This window comes from Pseudoxanthomonas kaohsiungensis (genome assembly GCF_010211765.1).
Taxonomy (GTDB): Bacteria; Pseudomonadota; Gammaproteobacteria; order Xanthomonadales; family Xanthomonadaceae; genus Pseudoxanthomonas; species Pseudoxanthomonas kaohsiungensis.
The window spans coordinates 104232-126383 of the sequence record NZ_PDWO01000003.1; the positions used below are offsets into that span (position 1 = coordinate 104232).

Consider the following 22152-nt stretch of genomic DNA (forward strand, 5'->3'; position numbering starts at 1 on the left):
GGCGCCGGAGCGGAGGACGACGGCACCTGCACATCGCTTCCGGGTATGCTCCCGCCTCGGAAGCGCCCATGACCGAAGAGACCGGATCCCCTCCCCGCTGGCAGCAGGCACAGACCGGACCCGGCAGGATCGTCCTGACCGGGCAATGGACGCTGGCCCATGCGCTGGCCATTTCCGACCAGCTGCGGGCGATCCCGGACGACATCACCGCGGTCGATGCGTCGAAGATCGGCCGGCTCGACTCGGCGGGCGTGATGCAGCTGATGCGCTTCGCCCAGCGCCGCGGCCTGGACGGCGAGCACCTGCAGTTCAGCGCCGAGCACGCCGCGCTGGTGCAGGTCATCGAGGACGTGTCCGACGACCGGCCGCCGCGACGGCGCGACTACGGCTTCGCCGCCGCGCTGGAACGGCTGGGGCGGGCCACGGAGTCGGTCATCCGCTCGGTGGTCGGGCTGGTCGGGTTCACCGGCGAGAACCTCAGCAAGATGCTGCGCATGGCGCGCGAGCCGCGCCGCTTCCGCCTGACCGCCACCGTCTCGCACATGGAGCAGGTCGGCCTGGATGCGGTGCCGCTGGTGGCGCTGCTGTCCTACCTGGTCGGCGCGGTGATCGCCTTCCTCGGCTCGACCATCCTGCGCGACTTCGGCGCGGAGATCTACGTGGTCGAGCTGGTCGGGATCGCCTTCCTGCGCGAATTCGCCGTGCTGCTGACCGCGATCGTGCTGGCCGGCCGCACCGCCTCGGCCTTCACCGCGCAGATCGGCGCGATGAAGAGCCGCGAGGAGATCGACGCGATCCGCACGCTCGGCCTGGATCCGGTCGACCTGCTCGTCATCCCGCGCCTGCTGGCCTTGCTGGTGATGCTGCCGCTGCTGACCTTCATCGCGATGATGGCCGGCCTGGCCGGCGGCGTGACCGTGGGCGCGTTCGACCTGGACATCCCGCCGCAGATGTACCTGTCGAGGATGCACGAGACGGTGGAGGTGCGGCATTTCCTGGTCGGCATGTCCAAGGCCCCGGTGTTCGCCCTGGTCATCGGCCTGATCGGCTGCCTGGAAGGCCTGCGCGTGGAAGGCACGGCGCAGTCGGTCGGCGAGCGCACCACTTCCAGCGTGGTGCAGACCATCTCGCTGGTGATCATCCTCGACGCGCTCGCCGCGTTGTGGTTCATGCACATGGACCTGTGAGATGGCCGTGAACGAAGACATCGCCATATCCGTGCGCGGCCTGGCCAACCGCTTCGGCGAACAGACCGTGCACGAGGGCCTGGAACTGGACGTGCGCCGCGGCGAGATCCTCGGCGTGGTCGGCGGCTCGGGTACCGGCAAGTCGGTGCTGATGCGCAGCATCCTGGGGCTGCAGCGGCCGGCCGAGGGTCGGATCGAGGTGCTGGGCGTCGACGCACTGTCCGAAGACCCGGCCGACCGGCTGCAGATCGAGCGCAACACCGGCGTGCTCTTCCAGGACGGCGCCCTGTTCTCCTCGCTGACCGTGGGCGAGAACGTGCAGGTACCGCTGAAGGAACACCATCCGGAGCTGCCGGAGAGCTGGCGCTACGAGCTCGCCCTGCTCAAGGTGAAACTGGCCGGCCTGCCCGCGGATGCGATCGACAAGCTGCCCTCGCAGCTGTCCGGCGGCATGCGCAAGCGCGCCGGACTGGCGCGCGCGCTGGCGCTGGACCCGCCGCTGCTGTTCCTCGACGAGCCCACCGCCGGCCTGGATCCGATCGGGGCGGCCGCCTTCGACCACCTGCTGGCCACGCTCCAGCAGGCGCTGGGCCTGACCGTGTTCCTCATCACGCACGATCTCGACACCCTGTACGCTATCTGCGACCGCGTGGCCGTGCTCGCCGACCGCAAGGTGGTGATCAACGCGCCGCTGGCGGAAGTCGAACGCTTCGACCACCCCTGGGTGCAGGACTATTTCCACGGCCCACGCGCGCGCGCCGCGCGCCGGGCCGGAAGCGGCCGCGAGGCGGCCACCGCGACGGAGGCGGACTGAACATGGAAACCCGCGCCAACTACGTGCTGATCGGCGCCTTCACCCTGGTGGTGTCGATCGCGCTGCTGCTGTTCGGCCTCTGGGCCGCGAAGTACTCGTCCGAGCGCAGCTGGCAGCGCTACATGATCGTGTTCGATGAGGCCGTCACCGGCCTGTCGGTGGGCAGCCCGGTCCAGTACAACGGCATCTCGGTCGGCTCGATCGAGAAGCTTTCGCTCGACCCGCAGGATCCGCGCCGGGTGGTGGCGATCATCCGCGCCGACGCCAGCACCCCGATCAAGACCGACACCCGCGCCAAGCTGGCCATCACCAGCCTGACCGGCCCGGCCATCATCCAGCTCTCCGGCGGCACGCCGGGCGCGCCGATGCTCACCGCGGTCGACCAGCGCGAGCCGCCGGTCATCCAGACCTCGCCGTCGGCGCTGCAGAACATCACCGACACCGCCAACCGCATCGTCGAGCGGCTGGACCAGGTGCTCAGCGACGAGAACGTGGCCCGGGTCGGCACCACCCTGGAGAACATCGAGAAGATCAGCGGCTCGCTGGCCGCACAGGATCAGGGCATGGAGGCGCTGCTGGTCAGCGCGCGCGACGCCGCGCGCAGCCTGGACGCGACCCTGCAGACCACTAACGCGACGGTGCAGCGGGTGGACCAGAACCTGGTGCGCGAGCTGCCGGGCCTGATCGAGAAGCTGGATTCCACCCTGGCGCGGCTGGATTCGGCCGCCGGCAACGCCGATGGCATCCTCAGCGAGAACCGCGCGGCCATCAACAGCTTCGCCAACGATGGTCTGGCCCAGCTCGGCCCGACCCTGACCGAACTGCGCGGCCTGATCCGCGACCTGCGCCAGATCAGCGACCGCCTCGAGAACAACCCGTCGCGCTACCTGCTCGGCCGCGACGCGCCCAAGGAGTACGAGCCGCAATGAAGCCCCCTGTGCTCCCCGCCCCGCTGCGTGCCCTGGCGTTGCTGCCGCTGCTGGCGATGCTCGCCGGTTGTTCGATCCTGGGCGGCAAGCCACGCGATCCGGTCACCATCTATTCGCCGCAGGCCAGGGCCGCGGCCGATGCGGCCTGGCCGCAGGTGGACTGGCAGCTGGCGATCGCCAAGCCCACCGCCACCCGCCTGCTCGACAGCCCGCGCATCGCGGTGCGCCCGATCCCGGGCGAACTGCAGGTCTACCGCGGCGCGTCCTGGGCACAACCGCCGACCGAGATGCTCGAGGCCAGCGTGCTGCGCGTGCTGGAGGATTCCGGAAGGATCGCGGGGGTCGGCCGCCTGGCCACCGGCATGCGCTCGGACTACCGGCTGGCGATGGACGTGCGCCGGTTCGAATCCGATTACCAGGGCGGCGCCTTGCCGGTGGCCACCATCGAGATCAGCGCGACCCTGCTGAACAACCGCGACCAGCGTATCGTCGCCCGCCGCACCTTCCTGCGCGAGGAAACGGCGGCCACCACCGACGTGGCCACGGTCACCGACGCGTTCGGTCGTGCGCTGGCGTCGATCGCCGGCGAGATCGCCGGCTGGACGTTGGCCCAGGGCCAGGACGACGCGCGCACCCACCCGCCGTTGTAGGAGCCGATCTTTATCGGCGACGCGGGCGTCGGGATCACGAAGGCGTCGCCTGTGCCGACGGCGTCGCGTCGCCGATAAAGATCGGCTCCTACAAGGGCTGCACGTGCCGGTAGGTCAGGTTGATCCGCTCACCGGCCAGCCGTGCGGTGCGCGGCAGGGCGTGCTTCCAGTAACGCTGGGTACGCCCGGCCATCAGCAGCAGGCTGCCGGGCTCCAGGTCCAGCGAGAGCCGCCGGGCTGGATCGTGGCGGTGACGCAGCAGGAAGCGCCGGGTCGCGCCCAGGCTGACCGAGGCGATCAGCGGCTCCGGGCCCAGCTCCGGCTCATCGTCCGCGTGCCAGCCCATGGCGTCGGCGCCGCTGCGGTAGCGGTTGGCCAGCACGCTGTTGAACGGATGTTCCAGCTCCGATGCCAGGCGTTCGCGCAGCGCGGCCAGCGCCGGCAGCCACGGTCGTGGCTCGAAGCGGCTGCCTGAGTACCGGTACGCGGCATCGGCATCGCCGATCCAGCAGCTCAGCCGTGGCGAGGCCACCTCGCGGCCGAACATCCGGATCCGGTGCACCTCCCAGGGCACTTCGCGCAGCAGGCGCTCCATCAGCGCGGAAGCCGCCCCCGGATCCAGCCAGCCTCGGGCCAGCCGTACCTGCGCGTCGGGAAGCTCGAAATCGACCCACTCCATGCGCCATTGTGTCGGAGCCCATCCTCATGAGCGACCCCAGCCGGCTTGACGATAGCTGACGCGTTCACCTCACGTAGATGCCGGGACCGACGCGACCGGCGGCGGGATCGGGTCGCCCATGAGGATGGGCTCCTACCAAAGGGGCGCCGCGCGGCGCATTTGCCCCATCCGCGCCGAACCCCGAAAATGGCTGGCAAGCCACAGCAGCCAGCCGGAGCCGGGAATGACGGAGCACCCCACCAGCACGATCGCCGCCGACGCCGTCGAGCGCGACGTGATGGAGTACGACGTCGTCACCGTCGGCGCCGGCCCGGCCGGCCTGGCCTTCGCCATCCGCCTCAAGCAGCTCGACCCGGACATCTCGGTCTGCGTGATCGAGAAGGCCAGCACCGTGGGCGCGCACATCCTCTCCGGTGCGGTGATCGAACCCGGCCCCTTGGACGCGCTGCTGCCCGGCTGGCGCGACAACCCGCCGCCGGTGTGCGTGCCGGCGCGCGAGGACGAGTTCTGGTTCCTGACGAAAGATGGCGGGTTCAAGTCGCCGCTGGTCCCGCCGGGCATGCGCAACCACGGCAACTTCATCGTCAGCCTCGGCGCGATGTGCGCCTGGCTGGCGCCGCAGGCCGAGGCCCTGGGCGTGGAGATCTACGCCGGCTTCGCCGCCGCCGAGACGCTGCACGCCGACGACGGCACCGTGCTGGGCGTGCGCATCGGCGACATGGGCGTGGCCCGCGACGGCTCGCACAAGCCCGGCTATACCGCCGGCATCGACATCAAGGCCAAGGTCACGGTACTGGCCGAGGGCGCGCGCGGCCACCTGACCAAGCGCCTGGTCAAGCGCTTCGGCCTGGACGCGGACAGCGACCCGCAGAGCTATTCGATCGGCATCAAGGAACTGTGGCAGGTGCCGGAAGGCCGGGTGGTGCCCGGCAAGATCGTGCATACGCTGGGCTGGCCGGCCGACAACCGCACCTACGGCGGCAGCTTCCTCTACCACCTGGACAACCACCAGGTCGCGCTGGGTTACGTCAGCGGACTGGACTACGCCGACCCGCACTACAAGCCGTGGGAAGCGTTCCAGCAGTGGAAGAACCACCCGCTCATCAAGCCGCTGCTCGAGGGCGGCAGCATCCTGTCGGCGGGCGCGCGCGCGATCGTGACCGGTGGCTGGCAGGCGCTGCCGAGGGTGGAGATGCCCGGCGCCCTGCTGGTCGGCGATACCGCCGGCCTGCTCAACGTGCCGAAGATCAAGGGCACCCACCAGGCGATCCGCAGCGGCATGCTCGCCGCCGAGCACCTGGCCGCCAGCGGCCTGCAGCCGGCCGGCTTCGACGCGAAGCTGCGCGATTCGGAGGCGATGGCCGAACTGAAGAAGGTGCGCAACATCAAGCCCGGCTTCAAGAAGGGCCTGTGGTTCGGCCTGGCCAATGCCGCCTGGGAGACCGCGCTCGGCGGCGCCTCGCCGTGGACGCTGCGCGGCAAGCCGGACTGGTGCTCGCTCGACAAGGTGGGTGAACACGAGTCGCCGAAGCGCGACTACGTCGAGCGCACCCTCCCCCCGCGCGACCGCCTGCAGGGCGTGTACTACGCCGCCACCGAGCACGACGAGGACCAGCCGGTGCACCTCAAGGTCGCCGACACCTCGATCTGCGTGGATCGCTGCACGGCCGAGTACGCCAACCCCTGCACCCGCTTCTGCCCCGCCGGCGTCTATGAAATGGTCGAGGACGCGGCCGGGCGCCGCCTGCAGATCAACGCCGCCAACTGCGTGCACTGCAAGACCTGCGACATCAAGGACCCGTACGAGATCATCACCTGGGTGACGCCGGAGGGTGGTTCGGGACCGAACTACCAGAACCTGTGACCGCTCCACGCCCGGAGTGGACAGTCGCGCTGCGTGCCTGGCGGTGGCGGATGGCGATGCGCCGCGTGCGCGGCCTGCCCCACAGCCTCGCGCAGCGCGGCCTTCGGTCCACGATTGCCCGTGCCTGGGTCCTGCTTGCCCGCCGCCACGATCCGCCGGCGACGCACGCGACGCACGCGACGCTCGCCGCGCCGCCCGGAGCCGGTGCGGATGCACGCCGGATCCTGGTGATGGACGCGCTGATGCCGGATCCTACGCGAGACTCGGGCTCGGTGCGCATGCGCGAGATCCTGCTGCTGCTGCGCGAGCTGGGATGGTCGGTGGTGTTCGCGCCCGACAGCGGCCAGGCGACCGCCGGCGAGCAGGCCGCGTTGTCGACCGATGGCATCGAGGTGGTCGGCATCGCCGGCGCGCCCGCGTTGCCCGGCTGGCTGCGCGAGCACGGTGGCACGCTCGCCGCCGCCATGCTCTGCCGCCACGAGGTCGCCGCCATGCACCTGGACCTGGTACGTGCGGCGGCCCCGCGCGCGCGCATCCTGTTCGACACCGTCGACCTGCACGGGCTGCGCGAGGAGCGCACCGCCCGCCTCGAAGGAAACCGGGCCCTGCTGCGCAAGGCCGCGCGGTCGTGGCGGGTCGAGCTGGGCATCGCGGCCCGCAGCGACGTCACCTTCGTGGTCAGCCCGGTCGAACAGGCCTTGCTGAGCCGCGAACTGCCGCAGTCCCGGATCGAACTGCTGTCGAACATCCACGCGGTAGTCGGCCGCATCGCGCCGTTCGAAGGCCGCCGGGGCGTGCTGTTCGTCGGTGGATTTGCCCACCCGCCCAATCGCGACGCCGCACATTGGCTGGTCGAGGAAATCATGCCGCGCCTGCATCGCGAACTGCCCGGCATGCCCCTCCACCTCGTGGGATCGATTCCCGACGACGAGCGCGCCTCGCTCCAGCGCGAGCACGTCCATGTCCATGGCCAGGTGGCCGAGCTCGGGCCGTGGATGGAATCGTGCCTGGTCGCCGCCGCGCCGCTGCGCACCGGGGCCGGCGTCAAGGGCAAGGTCAACAGCGCCATGAGCCACGGCGTACCGGTGGTCGCCACGCCGATGGCCGCCGAGGGCATGCACCTGGTCGATGGCCATGATGTGCTGGTGGCCGAGACCGCCGGCCAGTTCGCGGCCGCCATCGTGCGCCTGGCGCGGGAACCGGAATTGTGGGAACGACTGTCGGCCAACGGCCAGGAGAACATCCGGCAGCACTTTTCGCGGGACCGGGCACGCGAGGCGTTGCGCCGCGCCCTGGGCACGTCGGGGTGAACCCCGGGTCCGCGGCGACGCGGGCCCGATGGGGTGTTAGGCGTTTCCGCCCGCGTGCACCGGAACCGCCGGCGCGTAGCGTGCGAACCAGAGGCGATAGCGCGCCAGCCGGCGCTCGTCCGCCACTTCGACGCCGTCGAACCGCGCGCCGTGGCGACGCACCCAGCCGCGCGGGAACGCACTCCAGGAGCCCTGCCACACCTCCACTCCGTCGCCCTCCAGGCGACGGGTGACGGCGGGCGGGAACTGCCCGCGTTCGACCAGCACGCTCGTGGCGCGCCCAGCGCCGCCAATGCGGCGAAGCGCATCCAGCCGTTCCAGGCCATCCGGGTCCGCCGCAGGCAGCACCAGCAGCACGCGCTCGCCGCGCTTCACCGCCAGGTCGCGCGGCGTGCCCCACGCCGGGAACCACTGCAGCTCGGCGGCCCAGCGCTCCGCGAACTTGAAGCGGTTGGTCCGCTGGTAGGCCTTGACCCCACCCTCCTCGGAAACGCCGGACGTCATCCCCTCCAGGTGCACGACCCTGGAATGCGGCTGGTACCGCACGGCCAGGCCGGCCTGGCGGATGCGCATCGCCAGGTCGGCGTCCTCGTAATAGGCGGGGCGGTAGCGCTCGTCGAAACCGCCCAGGCGGGCGAACAGGGCCGCCGGCAGCGCGATCGCCGCGCCGGAACAGTAGTCGGCATCGCGGACGCATCCGTAGCGCGGATCGAGCGCGGCATCGAGGCGTCCGTAGTTCCCGGCGCGGCCGTCGGAGAAGATCACGCAGCCCGCCTCCTGCAGCGTCCCGTCCGGATATAGCAGGCAGGCGCCGGCCAGGCCGGTGTCCGGGTGGCGGTTGAACGTATCGAGCAGGGCATCGAGCCAGCCGGGCTGTACCAGGGTGTCGTTGTTCAACAGCACCAGGTACTCGCCGCGGGCCTGGGCCGCGCCCGCATTGCAGGAACGGATGAAGCCGGAGTTGACCGGGTTGCGCAGGTAGCGGAGCCCTGGCACCTCCCCCAGCGCCGCGCCGGTGCCGTCGCCGGACGCATCGTCGACCACGATCACCTCGAACCGCGTGGCATCACCGCAGGCGGCGATCGACCGCAGGCAATCGAGCGTGCAGGCCAGGTTGTTGTAGACGGGGATGACGATACTGGCGAGCGGCGCCGCCTCGTCCGGCAGGCCCAGCGGCACGCGGGACATGTCGAGCTGCAGCTCCGGCCGTGGCGCGAACCAGCGGCGGCGCGCGAAATCCCATGCCCGGTCCAGGGTCGGCACGACGCCGTCCGAGCGCAGGCCCAGCCAGGCATTGCGGAGCGGGAACGGCACCGCCGTGATCCGCGACTAGAACGCCACCCCGGTGAGGCTGCGCAGTTCCCCGATGTCCACACCCGGCGCGGTCTCGACCAGCTCCAGTCCGCCGGGCGTCACGTCGAACACCGCCAGCTCGGTGATGATGCGGTCGACCACGCCGACGCCGGTCAGCGGCAGGGTGCATTCAGGCAGGATCTTGTGCTCGCCGTTCTTGGCCGTGTGCTCCATCAGCACGACCACGCGCTTGACGCCGGCCACCAGGTCCATCGCCCCGCCCATGCCCTTGACCATCTTGCCGGGCACCATCCAGTTGGCCAAGTCGCCCTTGTCGGTGACCTGCATCGCGCCCAGGATCGCCAGGTCGATGTGGCCGCCGCGGATCATCGCGAACGAGTCGTGGCTGCCGAAATAGCTGGCGCCCGCGCGCGCGGTGACGGTCTGCTTGCCGGCGTTGATCAGGTCGGCGTCGACCTCGTCCTCGGTCGGGAACGGGCCGATGCCCAGCAGGCCGTTCTCCGACTGCAGCCACACGTCCACCCCATCGGGTATGTGGTTGGCGACCAGGGTCGGCAGGCCGATGCCCAGGTTGACGTAGGCGCCGTCGGTCAATTCGCGGGCGGCGCGCTGCGCCATCTCGTCGCGGGTCCAGGCCATCACTTGTTCTCCTGCTGGCGGACGGTGCGCTGTTCGATGCGCTTCTCGGGCGTCGGGTTGTGCACGATGCGGTCGACGTAGATGCCCGGCAGGTGCACGTGGTCCGGATCGATCGCGCCGACCTCGACCACTTCCTCGACCTCGGCCACGCAGACCTTGCCGGCCATCGCGCAGGCCGGGTTGAAGTTGCGTGCGGTCTTGCGGAACACCAGGTTGCCCGCCCTGTCGGCCTTCCACGCCTTGACCAGCGAGACGTCGGCGACCAGCGCGGTCTCCATCACGTAGTGCTTGCCGTCGAACTCGCGTGTTTCCTTGCCCTCCGCCACCACCGTGCCGTAGCCGGTGGCGGTGAAGAACGCCGGGATGCCCGCGCCGCCGGCCCGCAGGCGCTCGGCCAGGGTGCCCTGCGGGTTGAACTCCAGCTCCAGCTCGCCCGCCAGGAACTGGCGCTCGAACTCCTTGTTCTCGCCCACGTAGGACGAAATCATCTTGCGGATCTGGCGGGTGGCCAGCAGCTGGCCGAGGCCGAACCCGTCGACGCCAGCGTTGTTGGAGATCGCCGTCAACCCCTTGACCCCGGAGTCACGCAGGGCGGCGATCAGCGCCTCGGGGATGCCGCACAGGCCGAAGCCGCCCACCGCCAGCGTCTGGCCGTCGGCGACGAGGCCGGCCAGCGCGGATTTCGCGTCCGGATAGAGTTTGGAAGCGGCCATGCGTGCCCTCGTCTGGAAACCCAAGACCCGGATTCTAGCGGGGCATGCTGCGACGCGACACGTACCTTCGGGCAATGGGAGGCCGGGCACACCTTCGCGCCCCTCCCGTCGCGTCCCCCCGGCCCGGCCGGTAGAATCGGCGGTCCTGTCCAGACCGACCCTCCTGATGACGCTCCCCGCTTTCAAGGCCTATGACATCCGTGGCCGGGTGCCCGACGAACTCGACGAGAGCCTGGCCCGACGCATCGGCCTGGCCCTGGCCGGACAGCTTGATCCCGGGCCGGTGGTGCTGGGGCACGACGTGCGCTTGAGCAGCCCGGGCCTGCAGGCGGCCCTGTCCGACGGCCTGCGCAGCATGGGCCGGGACATCATCGACATCGGCCTGTGCGGTACCGAGGAGGTCTATTTCCAGACCGCGCACCTGGGCGCGGCCGGCGGCGTGATGGTCACCGCAAGCCACAACCCGATGGACTATAACGGCATGAAGCTGGTCCGCGAGCAGGCCAAGCCGATCAGCGGCGACTCGGGCCTGTTCGCGATCCGCGACTTCGCCGCCGCCCATGACGGCGCCATCGGCGAGCTGCGAGGCGGCTTGAGCGCGCATCCGGACAAGTCGGCCTACATCCAACACCTGCTCGGTTACGTGGACCGGCAGCGGCTGCGCCCGCTGAAGATCGTCACCAATCCGGGCAACGGTGGCGCAGGGCTGGTCATCGACCAGTTGGCGCCGCACCTGCCGTTCGAGTTCATCCGCATCCAGCACGAGCCGGACGGCAGCTTCCCCAACGGCATCCCCAACCCACTGCTGCCGGAGAACCGCGCCGCCACCGCCCAAGCGGTCCGCCAGCACGGCGCCGACTTCGGCATCGCATGGGACGGCGACTTCGACCGCTGCTTCTTCTTCGATGCCGACGGCCGCTTCATCGAGGGCTATTACCTGGTCGGCCTGCTGGCCAAGGCCCTGCTGGGACGCAGCCCCGGCGAGAAGATCATCCATGACCCGCGCCTGGTCTGGAACACGGTGGAAATGGTCGAGCAGGCCGGCGGCATCCCGGTGATGAGCAAGACCGGCCATGCGTTCATCAAGGAGCGTATGCGCGCCGAGAACGCCGCCTATGGCGGCGAGATGAGCGCGCACCATTACTTCCGCGATTTCGCCTACTGCGATTCGGGCATGATCCCGTGGCTGCTGATCGCCGACCTGATCTCGGCCACCGGTGCGCCGTTGGCCGCCATGGTCGAAGACCGCATGCAAGCGTTCCCTTGCAGCGGCGAGATCAACTTCCGCGTGAAAGACGCCAAGGCGTCGATCGAGCGCATCCTCACCCACTTCTCCGAGCTCTCCCCCGCGCTCGACCATACCGATGGGCTGAGCGCGGACTTCGGCGACTGGCGCTTCAACCTGCGCAGCTCCAACACCGAGCCGCTGCTGCGCCTGAATGTCGAATCGCGTGGCGATTCACGCCTCATGCAGGCGCGCACCGAAGAAATCTCCCGACTGATCGAAGCCTGAGCAACCTAGGACCGAATCCGATGAACGACCTCCTCCCCGTGATCCTGTCCGGCGGCTCCGGCACGCGCCTCTGGCCGCTGTCGCGCGAGTCGTATCCCAAGCAGTTCCTGCCCCTGACCGGCGAACTGACCATGCTGCAGGCGACCTGGCACCGGGTCGCGCCCATCGCCGGCCGCGCCCCACTCGTCGTGGCCAACGAGGAACACCGCTTCGTAGCTGCTGAGCAGCTGCAGCAGGTGGGCGCCAAGCCGCAGGCGATCGTGCTCGAACCGGTGGGCCGCAACACCGCGCCGGCCATCGCTATCGCCGCCCTGGAAGCCACCCGCGACGGCGATGACGCGATCCTGCTGGTGCTGCCCTCGGACCATGTGATCAACGATGAGTCCGCGTTCCAGCACGCAGTCAAGCAGGCGCTGCCGGCGGCCGCGGCAGGCAAGCTGGTGACGTTCGGCATCGTTCCGGCGGGCCCGGAGACCGGCTACGGGTACATCAAGGCCGCGGCCGGCGGCGAAGTCCGTGCGGTCGAGCGCTTCGTCGAGAAGCCCGACCTGGCCACGGCCGAAGGCTATGTCGCTTCCGGCGAGTACTTCTGGAACAGCGGCATGTTCCTGTTCAAGGCCTCGCGTTACCTGGCCGAGCTGCAGAAGTTCAACCCGACGATCCTGGAGGCGTCCCGGCACGCCTGGGAGCAGGCGAAACGCGATTCCGACTTCGTGCGCCTGGACAAGGCCGCGTTCGCCGCGGTGCCGTCCGATTCGATCGACTACGCAGTGATGGAGAAGACCGCCGATGCCGCGCTGGTCCCGCTCGACGCCGGCTGGAGCGATGTCGGCTCCTGGACGGCGTTGCGCGAGGTCTCCCCGCAGGATGCCCAGGGCAACGCCCACCATGGCGACGTGATCGCGATCGATTGCCGCAACACCTACGCTTACGGCGAACGCTTGATCGCCTTGGTTGGCCTCGATGACGTCATCGTTGTGGAGACCGCCGACGCAGTGCTGGTGGGCAAGGGCGAGCGCATGCAGGAGGTCAAGGAGGTCGTGGCGCGGATCAAGCGCGACAAGCGCTCCGAGGCCACCTGGCATCGCAAGGTCTACCGCCCGTGGGGCGCCTACGACTCGATCGACAACGGCGATCGTTTTCAGGTCAAGCGGATCTCGGTCAAGCCGGGCGCGACCCTGAGCCTGCAGATGCACCATCACCGCGCCGAACACTGGATCGTCGTGTCCGGCACCGCCGAAGTCACCCGCGGCGAAGAGGTGATCCTGCTCACGGAGAACCAGAGCACCTATATCCCGCTCGGCGTCACCCATCGCCTGAAAAACCCGGGCAAGCTGCCGCTGGAGCTGATCGAAGTGCAGTCCGGCAGTTACCTGGGCGAGGACGACATCGTCCGCTTCGAGGACACGTACGGCCGGGCTTGACCCGGCCGTGGGTGCAAGCGGTCTCCAGCACTTGGCGTAACCGGTACCTGGCGGCGACCGGGAGCGCGCACCGGACACGTGGCCTCCGCGCCATCTGAAAAGCCGCGTTTAGCGCAGGCTTCTCCAGGCTGCCGTCGCGTCGCCGATGAGGATCGGCTCCTACGAAGGCGTGCGGGCCAGCGAAGCAATGACGCCGCGGAGCCCATCCCGCCAATCTGGCAAGTCGAAGCCGAACTCATTCTGGAAGTGGGAAGTATCGAGCCGGGAATAGGCGGGCCGGCGCGCGGGGGTCGGGTAGTCTGCCGTCGTGATCGGCACCACCGCCGGCGGGCGCGCCAGCAGGCCAGCCGCCGCGGCCTCGGAGAAGATCGCTTCGGCGAAGCCGTGCCAGCTGGTTTCGCCGGAGGCGACCAAATGCCAGGTGCCGCCTGCCCTCGTGCCGTCGGCAAGCACCTGCGACAACGCCGCGGCGGTGGCATCGGCGATCAGCGCCGCCGGCGTCGGCGAGCCCACCTGGTCGGCCACCACGCGCAGCTCGTCGCGCCCGGCGCCCAGGCGCAGCATCGTCCTGAGGAAATTGTGGCCGTGGGCGGCATACACCCACGCGGTGCGGAAAATGAAATGCCGGCCCGCCGCCTCGCGCACCGCGACTTCGCCCGCCAGTTTGCTTGCTCCGTACACGCCCAGCGGCGCGGTCGGGTCGTCTTCCCGGTAGGGGCGCGCCCCGCGCCCGTCGAACACGTAGTCGGTCGAATAGTGGACGAAGGGAATCCCGGCGACGGCGCAGGCTCGCGCCAGGACACCCGGGGCGTCGCCGTTGATCGAGAAGGCCATCTCCCGATCGCTCTCGGCCTTGTCGACCGCGGTGTAGGCGGCGGCATTGACGACGGCCGCCGGCCCGATGGCGCCGACCAGCGCCGCACAGGCGCCCGGATCCGACAGGTCGCCGACCTGGCAAGGCTCGCCATTGTCGAGCCTGCCGTTCCGGGTCGCGGCGATCACCTCGCCCAACGTCGACAGGCTGTGCAACAGCTCGCGGCCAACCTGGCCGTTCGCCCCGAACAGGAGAAGCCGGGTCATGGCGCGTAGAGCGGCAACCGCTCGGCGGGGATGTCCTCCAGCAGCGGCGCAGAACTGTCCTTGGCGGAAAGCAGCGGGTCGCCGAGCGGCCAGTCCACGCCTATGGCCCCATCGTTCCAGCGCAGGCCGGCATCCGCCTCCTTCACATAGACGTCGGTGCACAGGTAGCTGAAGACCGCGCGCTCGGACAGGACGGCGAAGCCATGCGCGAAGCCCTCCGGCACCCACAGCTGGCGTCGGTTTTCCGCGCTGAGTATGACCGCCTCCCAGCGCCCGAACGTCGGCGAGCCGCGGCGGATGTCGACCGCCACGTCGTAGACCTCGCCCTCGAGGACGCTGACCAGCTTTCCCTGCGGGCGCGGCCACTGGTAATGCAAGCCGCGCAACACCCCGCGGATCGAAGTCGACGTATTGCTTTGCAGGAATCTCGCGGCAATCCCCGCCTTGTCGTAGCGCTCGGCGTTCCAGCCCTCGAAGAAGGTGCCCCGCTCGTCGCCGAACACCGTCGGTTCGACCACCAGGCAACCGGGCAGGCCGGTCTCGATGACCTTCACCGAACCACCTCGCCGCGCCTGGCGATTTCCAGCAGGTACTGGCCATAGCTGTTCTTCAGGAGCGACGCAGCCAGGCCCTCGAGCTGGCCCGCGTCGATCCAGCCGTTGCCGAAGGCGATCTCCTCCGGACAGCACACGCGAAGGCCCTGCCTGGCTTCTATCGTTTCGATGAACGTCGACGCTTCCAGCAGCGACTGGTGGGTGCCGGTATCAAGCCAGGCGTAGCCCCGGCCCAGCTGTTCGAGGTACAGCTCGCCCTGCTCCAGGTAACGCTTGTTGAGGTCGGTGATCTCCAGCTCCCCGCGCGACGACGGCCTCAGCTCGCTGGCGTATTCGCTGGCCCGTCCGTCGTAGAAGTACAGCCCGGTGACCGCGTAGTTGGAACGCGGAGCCGCCGGCTTCTCCTCGATATCCACCACGCGTCCATCGCCGTCGAACTCGGCCACGCCGTAGCGCTCCGGATCACGGACCCAGTATCCAAACACGGTGGCGCCCTGCTCGCGCTCCGCGGCCTTCCGCAGCAGGGCGGTCAGGCCATGCCCGTGGAAGATGTTGTCGCCCAGCACCAGGCAGCTGGGCTGGCCAGCGACGAAGTCGCGGCCGATCAGGTACGCCTGGGCCAACCCGTCGGGACTGGGCTGCACCGCGTACTCGATGCGCATCCCCCACTGCGAACCGTCGCCGAGCAACGCCTGGAACAGCGCCTGCTCGTGCGGGGTGTTGATGACCAGCACCTCTCGGATGCCCGCCAGCATCAGCACGCTGAGCGGGTAGTAGATCATCGGCTTGTCGTAGACCGGGAGCAGCTGCTTGCTGATCGCGCGGGTGATCGGATACAGCCGCGTGCCGGAACCGCCGGCCAGGATGATGCCCTTGCGCGCGCTCATGCATTCACTCCGATGCGTTCGAGGCGATAGCTGCCGTCGAGCACGCGCCGTACCCAGGCCTGGTTGTCCAGGTACCAGTCGACGGTGGCGGCGATGCCCTGCTCGAAGGTGTATTTCGGCTCCCAGCCCAGTTCGTCCTTGAGCTTGGACGCATCGATCGCGTAGCGGCGGTCGTGGCCCGGGCGATCGGCGACATGGGTGATCAGGCTGCTGCGCGGCCGGCCATCCTCGCGCGGCCGGCGCTGGTCCAGCAGCTCGCAGATCGCAAGTACGACCTCGATGTTCTGCTTTTCCGAGTTGCCGCCGACGTTGTAGGTTTCCCCAACCCGGCCCCGGGCCAGCACGGTGCGGATCGCCTCGCAATGATCGGCCACGAACAGCCAGTCGCGCACCTGCTTGCCGTCGCCGTAGACCGGCAGCGGCTCGCCAGCCAGTGCCTTGGCGATCATCAGCGGGATCAGCTTCTCGGGGAAATGGTACGGACCGTAGTTGTTGGAGCAGTTGGTGGTCAGTACCGGCAGCCCGTAGGTGTGGTGGAACGCGCGGACCAGGTGGTCCGACGCGGCCTTGGAGGCCGAGTACGGGGAGTTCGGCGCATACGGGGTGGTCTCGGAGAACTTGCCGGTCTCGCCCAGCGTGCCGTAGACCTCATCGGTGGACACGTGCAGGAAGCGGAATGCCTTCCTCGCCGTGCCTTCCAGGCCCTTCCAGTGGTCGCGCACGGCTTCCAGCAGGCCCAGGGTGCCGACCACGTTGGTCTGGATGAAGGCGGCCGGCCCGTCGATCGAACGGTCGACATGGCTCTCGGCGGCGAAATTCACCACCGCATCGGGCCGATGTTCGGTCAGCAGCCGTGGCACCAGTTCCCGGTCGCCGATGTCGCCCTGCACGAACACGTGGTCCGGATGACCGTCCAGCGACGACAGGGTGTCCAGGTTGCCGGCGTAGGTCAGCGCGTCCAGGTTGATTACCCGGATGCCGCGGGCAACCGCCTCCAGCACGAAGTTGCCGCCGATGAACCCCGCGCCGCCTGTCACCAGCCAGGTTGCCAAACCACACCGTCCTGTCCGCCACCGCGGCATAAAGCTCGGAAGCCGCATAGCATAACGGTCCCCAGCTGACTTCCGGACACCAGTACCGGACTGCGATCCATCACCCTCCACAGGTCGATACCTGATCGCATGGGCGTGGCTCACCCGGTAGAATCAGCACCCCCGGGCCTGCCGCCGCGGCCGGGCCGCCCAGCTATCCCGAAGGAATCCCCGCACGATGAAGATCCTGGTCGCCTACAAGCGCGTCGTGGACTACAACGTCCGCATCCAGGTCAAGCCCGACGGCTCCGGTGTGGTCACCGAGGGCGTCAAGCTTTCGCCCAACCCGTTTGACGAGATCGCCCTGGAAGAAGCCCTGCGCCTGCGCGACAAGGGCATCGCCACCGAAGTGGTGGTCGCCACGATCGCCCCCGCCGACGCCCAGGCGCACCTGCGCAACGGCCTGGCCATGGGCGCCAACCGCGCCATCCACGTGGTCACCGACCAGCCGGTGCAGCCGCTGGCGGCCGCCCGCACCCTGCTCAGGCTGGTGGAGAAGGAGCAGCCTGACCTGGTGATCCTGGGCAAGCAGGCCATCGACGACGACGCCAACCAGACCGGCCAGATGCTGGCCACGCTGTGGGGCCGTCCGCAGGCCACCTTCGCCTCGAAGGTCGAGGTCGCCGCCGGCAAGGCGACGGTCACCCGCGAAGTCGACGCCGGCCTGGAAACGCTGGAAGTCGACCTCCCGGCCGTGGTCACCACCGACCTTCGCCTGAACGAGCCGCGCTTCATCAAGCTGCCGGACATCATGAAGGCCAAGAGCAAGCCGCTGGAGACCCTGCAGCTGGCCGAGCTGGGCGTCCAGGCGGGCGCGGAACTGAAGACCACCACCTATGCCCCGCCCGCAAAGCGCAGCAAGGGCGTGATGGTGAAGGATGCGGCCGAACTGGTCGCCGCACTGAAGCAGAAGGGGTTGCTGTGATGGCAAACAAGGTACTGGTCGTCGCCGAACACCTGGACGGCAAGCTCAACGCCTCGACCGCGCGCACGGTCAGCGCCGCGCAGGCGCTGTCGCCGGACGCCATCGACATCGTCGTACTGGCGGCCGACCCGTCGGCCGTGGCCGCGCAGGCCGCCCAGATCGGCGGCGTGTCGCGCGTGCTGGCGGTGGCCAACCCGGCCAACGCGCACGCCCTGGCCCAGGTCCTGGGCCCCCAGGTCGCGCAGCTCGCGGCCGGCTACAGCCACGTCTTCGGCCCCTCCACCACCTTCGGCAAGGACCTGATGCCGGTCGTGGCCGCGCTGCTGGGCGTCAACCAGGTCTCCGACCTGATGGCGGTCGAGGGCAGCCACACCTTCAAGCGGCCGATCTACGCCGGTAACGCGATCATCACCGTCGAGGCGCCGGCCGGGCAGGCCGTGGTCGCCACCGTGCGCACCGCTTCCTGGCCCGAGGCGGCCGGCGGCGGCAATGCCGCGGTCGAAGCGACCAGCGCCGACGTCGCCCTGCCCTCGCACACGCGCTGGATCGGCCTGGCGGCCGGCGGCTCGGACCGTCCGGACCTGCAGAGCGCGCGCCGGGTGGTCTCCGGCGGCCGCGGCGTGGGTTCGGAAGAGAACTTCCGCATCGTCTACAGCCTGGCCGACAAGCTCGGCGCCGCCGTGGGCGCCTCGCGCGCCGCCGTCGACGCCGGCTACTGCCCGAACGAGATGCAGGTCGGCCAGACCGGCAAGATCATCGCCCCGGAGCTGTACGTGGCGATCGGCATCTCCGGCGCGATCCAGCACCTGACCGGGATCAAGGACGCCGGCACGATCGTGGCGATCAACAAGGATCCGGAAGCGGCGATTTTCGAGGTGGCCGACATCGGGCTGGTGGGCGACCTGTTCCAGCTGCTGCCGGAACTGGAAAAGGCCCTCGGCGACGCCTGACCGCGTTGGTGCACAGGCGACGGATACGTCGCCTCACATGCAAGTCGCTCACTTGCTCACCTAGGGGAAGCCATGCAGGTCAATCCGGTTTTCTGGGCGCTGGCCCGCTCGGCCTTCAGCCTCTGCGTATCCATTTCGGTGGTGGCGCACTTGGGACCCGTGCGCCACCAGATCGTCCTTCTCGCGCTGTTCGCCGTATTGGCCTGGCTCATCAGCGCCCCGCTCATTGCGTGGTTGCGCCAGACCCTGCCGGCAACTGGCGCCTGGAAGGCTGCGGCTACCGCACTGACGCTGTGCCTCGTCGGTTTCGCGATGACGTACGCCATCCCCATCCCGGTGGCTCCCAGCGGCAATTCGGTCGACCCGGTCGAGGTTGAAGTCCGCCCGCTAGGTCCGTCACCCCAAAGCGGCCAGGGCAGCGAAGTGTGGTTCGCCATCGAAGCCGACGGGGTGCGCGTGCCGGTCGATCAGATCCGCCACGATGCCACTTGGCAGGTGCGGGACGGGATGCTTTACGCCACGCAAGCGGGCACACCCGCGCGCTGGAGCGGTCGCGCAACGTCGCTGCAGGTGTTGGCTCTTTCTCACCCGTGGTCGGGCCGCGCGCAACTGAGTACCAATGGGCACGCCCAGATCGTCGACCTCTACAAGCCCACCAGCGGCAATGCATACCGGTCGATCTGGCTGCTCGGCGACGCCAACCCGCACCTGTGGATGCAATTCGCCGAGCGCAGCGGGAAGCAACGGGCCATACAGGTACTCGATGCTCTGCTCATCGCGTTCGCCCTGTTCATGCTCCACCTGTGGTTCGCCTCCATTCCGTCGGCAGTTGGCGACACCCGAGTTCCACTCTGGCGTGACAGCCTGCGCTTCGCGCTACCGTCGTGGACGGTCTCGGCGTTGCTGTTGATCGTGTTCTGGCCCGGCGTGATGAGCAACGATTCCATCGACCAATGGCACATGGCCGGGGCGACGATCGGCTCGGACTGGCACCCGGTTTTCCACACGCTGCTTATCTCATTGGCGCGCAAGATCTGGGACACCCCCGGCTTCGTCGCCATGCTGCAGGCCGGAGCGCTCGGACTGTCGTCTGGCTACCTCATTGCGGTGACCCAGCGCGCGACCCGGACTTCGTCGTTGCTTGCGAATGCCGCATCCTGGGGCTGCGCACTGATGCCAATGATCGCCTTTTGCAGCATCACGTTGTGGAAGGACATTCCCTACGCGGCGTCCGTCGTGGCCATCACCGCCGGTGTCACGAGCCTGCTGTTCCTGGGTACGCCGCGCCTGGGACGGCTGCCGAACTTCGCCGCTGCCCTCGCCGTACTGCTGGTCTGCGTCCTGTTCCGACACAACGGCCCGCCGATCGCGGTGGCGGCGTTACTCATTGTCTTCGTGCTATCCCCCGCCAATCGCAAGGCCGCAGTCGTGCTGGGGCTGTGCGTGGTCGCCATCGCGATGGCATTGAAGGGACCCGTCACCGACTCCATGGGTGTAAAGCGATCGAACGTCGCCTTCACCCTGTACTCGCATCACATTGCCGCACACCTGGAGTCGGGTGAGCGTCCGCCCACACCGGAGGCGACGACCCTGTTCCGCGAAGTCGTCAAGGATGGCGGTACCTGGCCCTACCGCTGCAGTGTGGTGGACATCACCATCTTCAACTCCAGGTTCGACATCGAGGCGGCTTCCCGCAACAGCACGGAGCTGCGCGATACTTGGTTGCAGATGGCACGAGAGAATCCAGGCACTGAGCTTCGCCATCTGGCCTGCGTCAGTTCACTGGTCTGGCTGATGGACGAGTCCAGCCAGGCCCCGCTATACGAAGCGGGCCCAAGCATCCACACCCGCGACGGCCAGCAGCAGTGGGTACAACCAGGCCCCGAAGTGCGTGAAGCATCCCTCGCCCCCCATCTCGTCGAACCCACCGTGCAATGGCTGGATTTCACACGCCAGTTCAACCTGCTCTGGCGGCCAGCCGCATGGCTCTATCTGCTGATCTTTGCCGCATGGGTTGCGGCGACGCGCATGAAGGATTGGCGGATCGCGCTGGTTACCGTTCCGGTCCTGGTGCACAGTGCCGTTCTGGCGGTGGCCAATGTGGCCCAGGACTCGCGCTACCAATTACCGGTGTTCGTCATCGCATTGGCGATGTCACCCGCCTTGTTGCGCGCGGCAATCCATCGGGAAGGCGAGCAGGCACCTCGCCAGTAGCCTCTTGCCCCGGGCGGCGCCTGAAGCCCCCCGAGAGATCCCGCCTTGGAGCTGGTCCCATCGCGCGCCGCATGGCGTTCACATGGCGCGAAGGGCCTCAGCGGCATATGGAACGGCCAGATGGAGTGCGCTATCTTCGAGAAGCGGACAGAGCACCGCGACTAAGGGGCGTCCGAATGTCGGATCACGCAGCCGAAGTTCTCCCGGAGCCGACGCTTGAAACCGTCGCATCCCAGCTTTGCACCTCCCAGCAGTTCCTAGAACCGGTGTACGACCGTCTTTGCCGGGAAATCGCGCAGGACAAGCTTTTCCACCGGAAGCAGTGGGAATACATCTATATCCTGCGTGCGCTCGAGCAGCTATGTGTCCTGCAACCGGGATACTCGGGACTGGGCTTTGGTTGCGGCAAGGAGCCTTTGGCCGCCGTCATGGCGCGACGCGGGGTGAATGTACTGTGCACGGACATCGAGCCCGTTGAAGAAGGCGACGCGTACTGGGGCAGCACCGACGTGCGCGGATTCTTCTATGAAGGCATCTGCTCCTGGGAAACCTTCGAGAAACACGTCAGTTTCCGCCCCGCCAATATGAACGCAATTCCCGACGACCTAGGACAGCATGAGTTCATCTGGTCGTCGTGCGCGCTCGAGCATCTGGGCTCATTGCAGCATGGAATCGACTTCGTTCTGAATGCCAACAAGTGCCTCAAACCCGGCGGGATCGCCGTCCATACCACCGAGTACAACGTCGAAGGCGACGATGAAACGTTCGAGAGCGTCGGGCTGTCGCTCTATCGCCGGAAAGACATGCTGCGACTGAAGTCCCTTGTCGAGGACCAGGGACATGTTTTCCTGCCAATAAACTTCAACACGGGTGATGGCGAACTCGACAAATACGTCGACCTTCCACCCTACAACCGTAACAAGCACCTAAAGCTGATCGTCGAGGAAAAGTACGTCACGACCTCGATAGGCTTCATCATCATCAAGCACTAATCGGTGCGGTACCCGGCCGCATTGCGCGGCCGTGCCTTATCGAGCCTTGCGGAATATCAAACGGGATTGCACGACGTAGGAAACCAGCACGCCTGCTACGCCTGCAACGACGAACACCGCATATCCGGGCAGCGCCGTCCGGGCCCCGACAGAAGACAGGGAGCCAACGAGCGCAGCATTGAAGCCCTGCAACACCACATAGCCCGGGAACGAATGCGAACCGCTTTCGCGCCCACGAAACGTGTACCTCCTCTGCAGCTCATACACCGGCCATATTGGCAGGATGCTGCCAATGACCGCGGAAACCGACTCGCGGACATCAAAGGCATAGTGCAACGCGTTGCTGATCGCCAGGTACAACGCGAAGCCAAACCCACCGACCAGCAGGAAGGTCACATGGCGCCGGACGCGGCTGTCGGACAC

At 68.3% G+C, this 22152-nt stretch carries 21 protein-coding genes; 12 read left to right on the forward strand and 9 right to left on the reverse strand.

Features of this window, described 5'->3' with window-relative positions:
• Nucleotides 1–68: 68 nt before the first annotated feature.
• From CSC66_RS04760 to CSC66_RS04775, 4 genes are read left to right on the forward strand one after another with little or no spacing between them, the layout of a single operon-like run.
• Nucleotides 69–1187 (forward strand): ABC transporter permease, encoded by a 1119-nt coding sequence (locus tag CSC66_RS04760; protein ID WP_162376247.1) that lies wholly within the window; start codon nucleotides 69–71, stop codon nucleotides 1185–1187.
• 1 nt (nucleotide 1188) lies between these two features.
• The gene (locus CSC66_RS04765; protein ID WP_162376248.1) at nucleotides 1189–2001 is read left to right on the forward strand and encodes an ABC transporter ATP-binding protein; all 813 of its coding nucleotides are present in this window, start codon (nucleotides 1189–1191) and stop codon (nucleotides 1999–2001) included.
• Nucleotides 2002–2003: 2 nt separating this feature from the next.
• Nucleotides 2004–2930 carry an MlaD family protein gene (locus CSC66_RS04770; RefSeq protein ID WP_162376249.1) on the forward strand — a complete coding sequence of 309 codons (927 nt, stop codon included), beginning with the start codon at nucleotides 2004–2006 and terminating at the stop codon, nucleotides 2928–2930.
• Entirely contained in the window at nucleotides 2927–3580 is a 654-nt protein-coding gene (locus CSC66_RS04775; RefSeq protein WP_162376250.1) for an ABC-type transport auxiliary lipoprotein family protein, read from the forward strand. Before CSC66_RS04770 ends, CSC66_RS04775 begins: the two co-directional genes overlap by 4 nt.
• Before the next feature lie 88 nt (nucleotides 3581–3668).
• On the opposite strand, the gene CSC66_RS04780 is transcribed toward CSC66_RS04775, so the two are convergent.
• Nucleotides 3669–4259, reverse strand: coding sequence for an alpha-ketoglutarate-dependent dioxygenase AlkB family protein (locus CSC66_RS04780; protein ID WP_162376251.1), 591 nt, complete (start codon nucleotides 4257–4259; stop codon nucleotides 3669–3671).
• Nucleotides 4260–4482: 223 nt separating this feature from the next.
• Here CSC66_RS04780 and CSC66_RS04785 point away from each other — a divergent pair, with 223 nt between their 5' ends.
• On the forward strand, nucleotides 4483–6123 hold the full coding sequence (locus CSC66_RS04785) for an electron transfer flavoprotein-ubiquinone oxidoreductase (RefSeq protein ID WP_162376252.1): 1641 nt from the start codon (nucleotides 4483–4485) through the stop codon (nucleotides 6121–6123).
• A 230-nt stretch (nucleotides 6124–6353) separates the two neighbouring features.
• On the forward strand, nucleotides 6354–7433 hold the full coding sequence (locus CSC66_RS04790; RefSeq protein WP_162376253.1) for a glycosyltransferase: 1080 nt from the start codon (nucleotides 6354–6356) through the stop codon (nucleotides 7431–7433).
• A 36-nt stretch (nucleotides 7434–7469) separates the two neighbouring features.
• Here the strand turns inward: CSC66_RS04790 and CSC66_RS04795 are convergent, their stop codons facing one another.
• Genes CSC66_RS04795 through CSC66_RS04805 form a run of 3 tightly spaced genes read right to left on the reverse strand, consistent with a single transcriptional unit; the run spans nucleotide 7470 to nucleotide 10099 of the window.
• The gene (locus CSC66_RS04795) at nucleotides 7470–8747 is read right to left on the reverse strand and encodes a glycosyltransferase family 2 protein (RefSeq protein WP_238394281.1); all 1278 of its coding nucleotides are present in this window, start codon (nucleotides 8745–8747) and stop codon (nucleotides 7470–7472) included.
• Nucleotides 8748–8762: 15 nt separating this feature from the next.
• Complete coding sequence (locus CSC66_RS04800) at nucleotides 8763–9386, reverse strand: CoA transferase subunit B (protein ID WP_162376254.1); 624 nt, start codon at nucleotides 9384–9386, stop codon at nucleotides 8763–8765.
• Complete coding sequence (locus tag CSC66_RS04805) at nucleotides 9386–10099, reverse strand: CoA transferase subunit A (RefSeq protein ID WP_162376255.1); 714 nt, start codon at nucleotides 10097–10099, stop codon at nucleotides 9386–9388. The genes CSC66_RS04800 and CSC66_RS04805 overlap by 1 nt, the downstream gene beginning before the upstream one ends.
• Nucleotides 10100–10265: 166 nt before the next feature.
• Between CSC66_RS04805 and CSC66_RS04810 the strand changes: the two genes are divergently transcribed.
• Nucleotides 10266–11612 carry a phosphohexomutase domain-containing protein gene (locus tag CSC66_RS04810; RefSeq protein ID WP_162376256.1) on the forward strand — a complete coding sequence of 449 codons (1347 nt, stop codon included), beginning with the start codon at nucleotides 10266–10268 and terminating at the stop codon, nucleotides 11610–11612.
• Nucleotides 11613–11632: 20 nt separating this feature from the next.
• On the forward strand, nucleotides 11633–13036 hold the full coding sequence (locus CSC66_RS04815; RefSeq protein ID WP_162376257.1) for a mannose-1-phosphate guanylyltransferase/mannose-6-phosphate isomerase: 1404 nt from the start codon (nucleotides 11633–11635) through the stop codon (nucleotides 13034–13036).
• A 159-nt stretch (nucleotides 13037–13195) separates the two neighbouring features.
• Here the strand turns inward: CSC66_RS04815 and rfbD are convergent, their stop codons facing one another.
• The 4 genes from rfbD to rfbB are packed head-to-tail and all read right to left on the reverse strand — an operon-like array spanning nucleotide 13196 to nucleotide 16609.
• Nucleotides 13196–14116 (reverse strand): dTDP-4-dehydrorhamnose reductase, encoded by a 921-nt coding sequence (gene rfbD, locus CSC66_RS04820; RefSeq protein WP_162376258.1) that lies wholly within the window; start codon nucleotides 14114–14116, stop codon nucleotides 13196–13198.
• Entirely contained in the window at nucleotides 14113–14670 is a 558-nt protein-coding gene (gene rfbC / locus CSC66_RS04825) for a dTDP-4-dehydrorhamnose 3,5-epimerase (protein ID WP_162376259.1), read from the reverse strand. The genes rfbD and rfbC overlap by 4 nt, the downstream gene beginning before the upstream one ends.
• On the reverse strand, nucleotides 14667–15557 hold the full coding sequence (rfbA, locus tag CSC66_RS04830) for a glucose-1-phosphate thymidylyltransferase RfbA (RefSeq protein WP_162376260.1): 891 nt from the start codon (nucleotides 15555–15557) through the stop codon (nucleotides 14667–14669). The genes rfbC and rfbA overlap by 4 nt, the downstream gene beginning before the upstream one ends.
• Nucleotides 15554–16609, reverse strand: coding sequence for a dTDP-glucose 4,6-dehydratase (rfbB, locus tag CSC66_RS04835; RefSeq protein ID WP_162376261.1), 1056 nt, complete (start codon nucleotides 16607–16609; stop codon nucleotides 15554–15556). Before rfbB ends, rfbA begins: the two co-directional genes overlap by 4 nt.
• A 217-nt stretch (nucleotides 16610–16826) precedes the next feature.
• Here rfbB and CSC66_RS04840 point away from each other — a divergent pair, with 217 nt between their 5' ends.
• The 4 genes from CSC66_RS04840 (at nucleotide 16827) to CSC66_RS04855 (ending at nucleotide 21729) form a co-directional block, all read left to right on the forward strand.
• Complete coding sequence (locus tag CSC66_RS04840) at nucleotides 16827–17573, forward strand: electron transfer flavoprotein subunit beta/FixA family protein (RefSeq protein ID WP_162376262.1); 747 nt, start codon at nucleotides 16827–16829, stop codon at nucleotides 17571–17573.
• Nucleotides 17573–18523 (forward strand): electron transfer flavoprotein subunit alpha/FixB family protein, encoded by a 951-nt coding sequence (locus tag CSC66_RS04845; RefSeq protein WP_162376263.1) that lies wholly within the window; start codon nucleotides 17573–17575, stop codon nucleotides 18521–18523. Before CSC66_RS04840 ends, CSC66_RS04845 begins: the two co-directional genes overlap by 1 nt.
• A 72-nt stretch (nucleotides 18524–18595) precedes the next feature.
• A complete protein-coding gene (locus tag CSC66_RS04850) occupies nucleotides 18596–20737 on the forward strand; it encodes a hypothetical protein (protein ID WP_162376264.1) in 2142 nt (713 codons plus the stop codon).
• 176 nt (nucleotides 20738–20913) lie between these two features.
• On the forward strand, nucleotides 20914–21729 hold the full coding sequence (locus CSC66_RS04855) for a class I SAM-dependent methyltransferase (protein WP_162376265.1): 816 nt from the start codon (nucleotides 20914–20916) through the stop codon (nucleotides 21727–21729).
• Between the two features lie 36 nt (nucleotides 21730–21765).
• Here CSC66_RS04855 and CSC66_RS04860 read toward each other — a convergent pair whose 3' ends face one another.
• Entirely contained in the window at nucleotides 21766–22152 is a 387-nt protein-coding gene (locus CSC66_RS04860; RefSeq protein WP_162376266.1) for a GtrA family protein, read from the reverse strand.